The sequence below is a fragment of the Streptomyces sp. WAC05292 genome (assembly GCF_003949955.1).
GTDB classification, from domain to species: domain Bacteria; phylum Actinomycetota; class Actinomycetes; order Streptomycetales; family Streptomycetaceae; genus Streptomyces; species Streptomyces globosus.
The window spans coordinates 1-6,193 of record NZ_RPSE01000373.1; the positions used below are offsets into that span (position 1 = coordinate 1).

6 protein-coding genes and 1 riboswitch are annotated in these 6,193 nt (G+C 76.0%); of the genes, 2 read left to right on the plus strand and 4 right to left on the minus strand.

Annotation, left to right across the window (positions count from 1 at the left end):
* The 3 genes from EF903_RS26990 to EF903_RS27000 form a co-directional block, all read right to left on the minus strand.
* On the minus strand, positions 1-1,265 hold a 1,265-nt coding region (locus tag EF903_RS26990), incomplete at its 3' end, for an ATP-grasp domain-containing protein (protein WP_125547468.1).
* On the minus strand, positions 1,262-2,287 hold the full coding sequence (locus tag EF903_RS26995) for a cysteine synthase family protein (RefSeq protein WP_125547470.1): 1,026 nt from the start codon (positions 2,285-2,287) through the stop codon (positions 1,262-1,264). The genes EF903_RS26995 and EF903_RS26990, both read right to left, overlap by 4 nt.
* Positions 2,284-3,156, minus strand: coding sequence for a hypothetical protein (locus EF903_RS27000; RefSeq protein ID WP_125547472.1), 873 nt, complete (start codon positions 3,154-3,156; stop codon positions 2,284-2,286). Before EF903_RS27000 ends, EF903_RS26995 begins: the two co-directional genes overlap by 4 nt.
* Before the next feature lie 133 nt (positions 3,157-3,289).
* Positions 3,290-3,489: riboswitch (cobalamin riboswitch) on the minus strand.
* Between the two features lie 599 nt (positions 3,490-4,088).
* Here EF903_RS27000 and EF903_RS27005 point away from each other — a divergent pair.
* Together EF903_RS27005 and EF903_RS27010 are read left to right on the plus strand one after the other, a co-directional pair.
* Entirely contained in the window at positions 4,089-4,292 is a 204-nt protein-coding gene (locus tag EF903_RS27005; protein WP_125547474.1) for a cold-shock protein, read from the plus strand.
* A gap of 86 nt (positions 4,293-4,378) precedes the next feature.
* Positions 4,379-4,603: a hypothetical protein gene (locus EF903_RS27010; RefSeq protein WP_114055727.1), complete on the plus strand. Its 225-nt coding sequence runs from the start codon at positions 4,379-4,381 to the stop codon at positions 4,601-4,603.
* Between the two features lie 36 nt (positions 4,604-4,639).
* On the opposite strand, the gene EF903_RS27015 is transcribed toward EF903_RS27010, so the two are convergent.
* On the minus strand, positions 4,640-6,145 hold the full coding sequence (locus tag EF903_RS27015) for an alpha/beta fold hydrolase (RefSeq protein ID WP_125547477.1): 1,506 nt from the start codon (positions 6,143-6,145) through the stop codon (positions 4,640-4,642).
* Between the last annotated feature and the right edge of the window lie 48 nt (positions 6,146-6,193).

The following is a 6,193-nucleotide window of genomic DNA, read 5'->3' on the forward strand; positions in this document are numbered from 1 at the left end:
TCCCGTCTCGTCGCGGACCAGCCAGACGTTCTGGCTGCCGGTGCCCGCCGTGTCCTTGAGGACCGCGGGGAGGCCGGTCTCCTTCCGTACGGCCGCGCGCAGCCCTTCCGCGTCGGGGCCTCGGCGCAGACGATGCCGGCGTAGCCGCGGCTGTCGCCGAGGTGTTCGAGCCGGTCGCCCGGCTGTCTGACCGGATACCAGGCCGGCGCGCCGGGCAGTCCGGCCAGCCGCTCCAGGCCCTCGGCGCCCGTGAACACCCCCGGCTCCGCCGGGTAGGCGAGGACGAAGGCGAGCGCGGGGCCCGGCGGCGTCCCGAGGCCGGCGTCCATGAGCCGGGGCCGCCGGCCGAGCGCGGCCTCGACCAGGGCCTCGTACACGTTGACGCCGAGGGCCCGGCACAGCGCCTCGCCGACGAGCGCCCCGCCGATCCGCGGGTTGACCTCCACCACCTCCGGCCCCTCGGCCGTCAGCGCGAACTCCACGTGCGCGAACCGGTCGGTGTAGCCGAGGGCCGACAGCACCTTCCCGAGGAAGCGCTCCAACTCCCGGCTCTGCACGGCCGGGAAGGCGACGGGGAAGGCGGTCACCTCCTCCCGGAAGTGCGGTTCGGGGGACATCAGCCGACTGGAGACGCCCAACAGCCTGGTGCGTCCCGCCCAGGTGAGGGTCTCCGCGCTGTAGACCGGCCCGGGGAAGAACGGCTCGGCGAACAGCCGCCCGGTCAACCGGCGGCCCGCCGCCTCGCGGAGCGCCGCGTCCAGTCCCGTCTCGTCGCGGACCAGCCAGACGTTCTGGCTGCCGGTGCCCGCCGTGTCCTTGAGGACCGCGGGGAGGCCGGTCTCCTTCCGTACGGCCGCGCGCAGCCCTTCCGCGTCGGGGGCCTCGGCGGCGGGCGCCCGCGAGAGCCCCGCCCGGTGCAGCAGGGTGCGTACGCGGGCCTTGTCGCGGGTCAGCCGCAGCACCTCGGGCGGCGCACCCGGCAGGCCGAAGCGGGCCGTCAGCTCGGCGCCGGCCAGGGTCCACGTGTCCGTCGAGCTGATCAGCCCGCGCAGCCCCGGCATCCGGTGGAGCTCCGCGGCCACGGCGGCGGTGTCGAACGTGTCCACGGCGACGACGTCCAGCGCGCCGGGCTCCAACCGGCCCAGTTCGTGGGCGTAGTGGCCGGCGTCCCGGGTGAGCAGCACCAGCCGCTCGCCGAGCGACTCCGCGGCCCGCACCAGGTGCCCGAGGCCGAAGGTGAGCGATTCCAGGCAGGCCACTGTCATGCGGCACGCCCCGTCCGCGCGCCGGGGCGCCCCTGGCGGTCCCACGCCATCGTCGACCAGGGCATGGCCATCTCCTCCGGGGCTCCCACCTCGAACGGCTTGAGGCAGGCGGGGTCGAGCGCCTCGGCGTGCCGGGCGTGGACGCGGTCCACGTACCGGTGCCCGGTGTCGGCCCCGATCACGAGGTGGAGGTCGTCCGGGTGCCGGCGCGCCTCGTGGACGGCGGCCAGGTAGGCGGCGCCGGTGGACAGGCCCGCGAAGACGGCGTGTTCGCGCATCAGCGCCACCGTCCCGGCCATCGCGTGCGTGAAGTCCATCCAGTGCACGGTGTCGTACAGGCGGTGGCGGACGTTGGCGAAGTCGATCGACGAGCCGATCCCCGCGATGATGGCCTCCGGGTCGTGGTGGTCCTGGCTGCCGAAGGTCACGCTGCCGAACGGCTGGACGCCCACCAGCCGCACGGCCGGGTCGCGCCGCCGCAGGTGCTCCACCAGCCCGCCCGTCGAGGCGCCGGACCCGACCCCGCCGACGACGGACAGCCGCCGGCCGGCCGGGAGCGCGTCCGCGACGAGGTCGGCGACCTCCCCGTAGCCCAGGTAGTGGACGTCGTCGTGGTACTGGCGCATCCAGTGGACGTCCGGACGCTCGGCGAGGATCTCCCGGACCCGGCGCACGCGCAGCTCCTGGTCCAGCCTGAGGTCCCGCGAGGGCGCCACCTGCTCGACCGTGGCCCCCAGGATCTCCAACTGGGCCCGGGTGGTGGCGTCCACGGTCGTGGAGGCGACGATGTGGCAGCGCATGCCGTGGCGGTGGCAGGCCAGGGCCAGGGCGTGGGCGTAGATGCCGCTGGAGCTGTCGACGAGGGTCTGCCCCGGGCGCACCCTGCCCTCCTCCAGCAGGCGGGCGACGGCGGCGAGCGCCGAATAGACCTTCATGGACTCGAAGCGGATGAGGACGGCGCCCTCCGTGAGGGCGACGAGGGCGGGGGCTTTGAGAGCGTCCGCGATGTGGGGGTGAATCACCCGTATCCTCCTTGGGCGAAGGCGCACTGGTGTCCGAGGGAGCGGAAGAAGGCGGAGAGTTCCTCCCGGGCGGGGAAGCCGATCCGGCGGGTGAACAGGTAGCCGATCAGCGATCCGGTGTGGGCGACGAAGACGCCGTCCGCGCCGAACTCCTCCCGGTGGGCGAGGACGGCGTCGAAGGAGCGTTTCGGCAGGGCCTCCTGCGACAGGACGGCACTGGTGGTCGACGCCCGGGCCACGGCGGCCGGGTCCCCGGCGGCGAAGCCCTTGAGCAGCTCGTCCAGGGACCGCTCGTACTCCTGCCCGCGCCGCCGGTACTGCCGCAGCAGCAGCGCGGTGACCGCCGAGGTGTCCACGGTGCCCGGCTCCACGGCGTAGGCGGTGTGGAAGCCGATGCCGGTGCCCAGCCTGCGCACCAGCCGGTGGCGTGCGCTCAGGTACAGCGCGAACTCGTCGAGGAAGACGCTGTCCGACCGTTCGATCGCCGACAGGACGCCGGCGGCCGTCCGCGGGTCGAAGGGCATCGAGAACACCCGGCACAGGCAGCGCAGCACGGCCACGATGTCCGCGGTCGAACTCGCCATCCCCACGCCCTCGGGCAGGTCGGAGTGCGCGGTCCAGCGGCCCGCCGGCAGGCGCAGCCCGTACCGCTCGGCGAACAGGAGGGCCGCGCGGGCCGCCTTCGGGCCGAGCTGCGGCGGCCCCGGCGCGGGCTCCGCCCCGGGGGTGAAGCACACGCGGGAGTACCGGCGCACGGGGAACGACACGAGGGCGATGTCCGGGTCGGCGCAGGGGCGCAGCGGCCCCTGCCAGAGCTCGCCGAGCGTCCCGTGGCACGCGCCGGCGAAGGTTCCGTCGGCCCTGGTCAAGAACGGCTCCCTCCTCGTCGCCCGGCCCCGGGGGAGGCGGGCGCGAAGAGGAGGGCCGTGCCGCACCGTGTGCGCAGCCGCCCGTCCGTCCCGCCGACCCGGTCCTCGAGGTCACCGTGAACAGCGCGTGCGTGTGCCGCACGCGCGCAGTGGCAGGTCTTCGGACTCGTGGGCGCGGGCCCGCAGGCCCTCTCCTACCGGCCGCCGCTTCCCGGGCCCCCGAAGGAGCCCAGTGCCGATGACGACTTTCGTTCCCACACACCGCTGCGGGTCAGTCCCGGAATCCCACCGGGTTCCCTCTTGCGACGCGCCACCGCAGCGGTGACGCGAACCGACTGCCCGCCCAGCGTAGGCAGCCGCGCGCTGGCGGCGACAGGGCGCCCGACGCAGGCTGGCGTGATGTACGCCGTTCCCGCGGCGCGCGCCCGGCCGCCCGGGCAGCGGGGCCGGCGCCGCGCCGGGGCCCCGCCCGACGCGCCCGACCAGCACCCCCCGGCCCGCCGGGAGGGCGTCCGCGCGGCCCCGCCGAACGGGGCACCGCGAGGTACGGAAACCGTCCCCGACGGGGGGAGGTTGTCCGGAACGTCCCCGCGGCGCGAGGCAGGACGGCCTCAGCCCCCGACGCGGGCCTGCCGGTCCGCGAAGGAGGCGGGCGTGCCGGCGGCCCCCGGCGCCGTCGGGCGGACCCTGGCCGGCCACCGCTACCAGCGGCCCCCTGATCGCGGCAAGCCGCTGCGCGAAATGCCCGTCCGGCGGCGCGCGATTCGCCCCCTGGCCCCCGGCCCCTCGGACGGCGCGCGCTCCGCGCGAAAAGACGCCCGGAGCGTGTGACCTGTCGGTGTGGCAGCCGCGCCGCGGGCGCCGTGCGCGGTAGGTCTGGGTGTCGCCGCCCGGAGCCGGGCGGCCGCCCGCAGTTCGCAGCAGGAGGCAAGATGGCCAAGGGCACGGTCAAGTGGTTCAGCGCGGAGAAGGGATTCGGGTTCATCGCCCAGGACGGCGGAGGACCGGACGTCTTCGCCCACTACTCGGGGATCTCCGGAAGCGGCTACCGCGAGCTCCTCGAGGGCGAGCAGGTCAGCTTCGACATCACCCAGTCGGACCGGGGCCTGCAGGCGGAGAACATCATCCGCCACTGACGGCCCGCCGGCCGCGGGCACGGGTCGGCCGGCAGACCTTCCTGGTCACAGCACTAGGCGGGTCTTTCCGTGGGTAGGGGCCTGCCGTGGACAGCGAGCACCGTGCCCTGCAAGCGGCCCGCCTCATCGAGGAGATCCTCCAGGCGGCGCACCGCGGCGACGACCGCCGCATCGACACCCTCCTCGCCCGCCTGGCCCAGGTCGGCAAGATCCGGGACCTCTTCGCCCTGCGCGAGCGGCTCTACGGGCTGCGGCCCGCCCTGCCGCCCGCCCGGCCCCCGGCGGCCCGCGGCGCGCTCCCCGCGCGCTGATCCGCCGGGGAGCGGCCGGGCCGGCCGGCGCGCCGGTCAGGGCGCGCAGACCGTGTCGCGGGCGGGCAGCGTGCCGTCCCGCAGGTAGTCGTTCGCCGCCTGCCGGGCGCACGGGCCGTGCGGCGAGCCGAGGACGCCGTGCGTACGGACGGGGACGGTCACCAGGCGCGAGCCGCGCATCCTGCGGTGCATGCCCAGCCCGCCCTCGTACGTGGCACGGGTGTCCCCGGCTGCCTGCAGTTGGAGGGCGGGCACGTCGTTGCCGATCTCCGGGAACCCCTCGCGGGGCCGCTCCCGCCAGAACGCGCACGGCACCGGGCCGTTCACGAGCGGCCCGAACACCGGCTGCGCGGTGCGCGACCGTTCGACGGCGCGCCGGTACCAGTCGGGGTCGCGCGGGGTCGTGACGTCCCCGCAGACGGTCGCCATGGCGGCGGAGAGGTCGACGTCGGCCCCCGTCGCACCCGGGTGCAGCAGGGCCGTCAGCACGGCGCGCAGGTCCTCGGACGCCTCGACCGGCCGCCCGTCGGCGGCGTCGAGGAGCTGCCGCACCGCGGCGGCGTACAACGCGTTGTCGGCCTCGTCCATGCCGTACGCGTGGAGGACGAGCGGCAGCACGTGGTCGTCCACGTGGAACCCGGCGACGGGTATCGGCCGCTCCGCCGCCTTCCGCACGAGGCCCTCGACGGCGGCCCGGACGTCCGCCGCGGTGGAGCCGAGGCCGTGTCCGGGGTTCCGCGCCGCCCATGCGGCGAATTCGTCGAGGGCCCGCTCGCCGGCCGGGCCCATGGACTGCTGCGTCCGCATCCAGTACGCGGCGGGGTCGGGCGCGCTGTCCAGCACCAGCCGGTCGACGCGTCCCGGGAACATCTGCGCGTACACCGCGCCGAGGACGGCGCCGTACGACTGGCCGAAGAACGAAGTCTTCCGCTCGCCCAGCACGCTGCGGACGAGGTCCATGTCCCGGGCGGTGTTGCGGGTCGTCAGGTGCGGCAGCACGTCCGGGTGCTCCCTCCAGCAGGCGTCCGCGTCGGCCTTCGCCATCCGCAGGCTCTCCTCGAAGCCCGCCCGGTCCGCGCCCGCGGACCGCAGCCACGTCCCCCGCTCCAGACCGCAGTCCAGCGGGGTGCTCGCGCCGAGGCCGCGGGTGTCCATTCCGATGACGTCGTACGCGGCCGCGGTCCCGGGCTCCATCCACGCCCGCACGTCGGCCGGCACGGCGAGGCCCCGGGTGCCCGGCCCGCCCGGGTTGGTCTGCAGGATGCCGCGGCGCTTCCCGGGGCCGGCGGCCCGGATACGCGACACGGCCAACCGGATCGTGCGGCCGTGCGGGCGGGCGTAGTCCAGCGGCACGGTGACCGCCGTGCACTCCAGCCCCTCCGGTGCGGGATCGAGCCCCGGGCAGGCGGCCCAGGTGAGCGGCTGGCCGCGGAACCGGTCCAGGCCGTCGCCGGAGGCGGCCGAGGCGGCCGGTGCGGCGCCGGGGGCCGGTCCGGCGGCGAGGGACAGGGCGAGGGCGGCGACGGCCGCGGTGCGCTTCATGGCCCTCACGCTAGGGACGGCCCCCGCCGCCCGGCCATGGGGTGCGGC

Excerpts from the sequence above, each read along its gene's own strand:
- EF903_RS27015 (WP_125547477.1), bottom strand. The coding sequence starts at position 6,145 with ATGAAGCGCACCGCGGCCGTCGCCGCCCTCGCCCTGTCCCTCGCCGCC.
- EF903_RS27005 (WP_125547474.1), top strand. The coding sequence starts at position 4,089 with ATGGCCAAGGGCACGGTCAAGTGGTTCAGCGCGGAGAAGGGATTCGGG.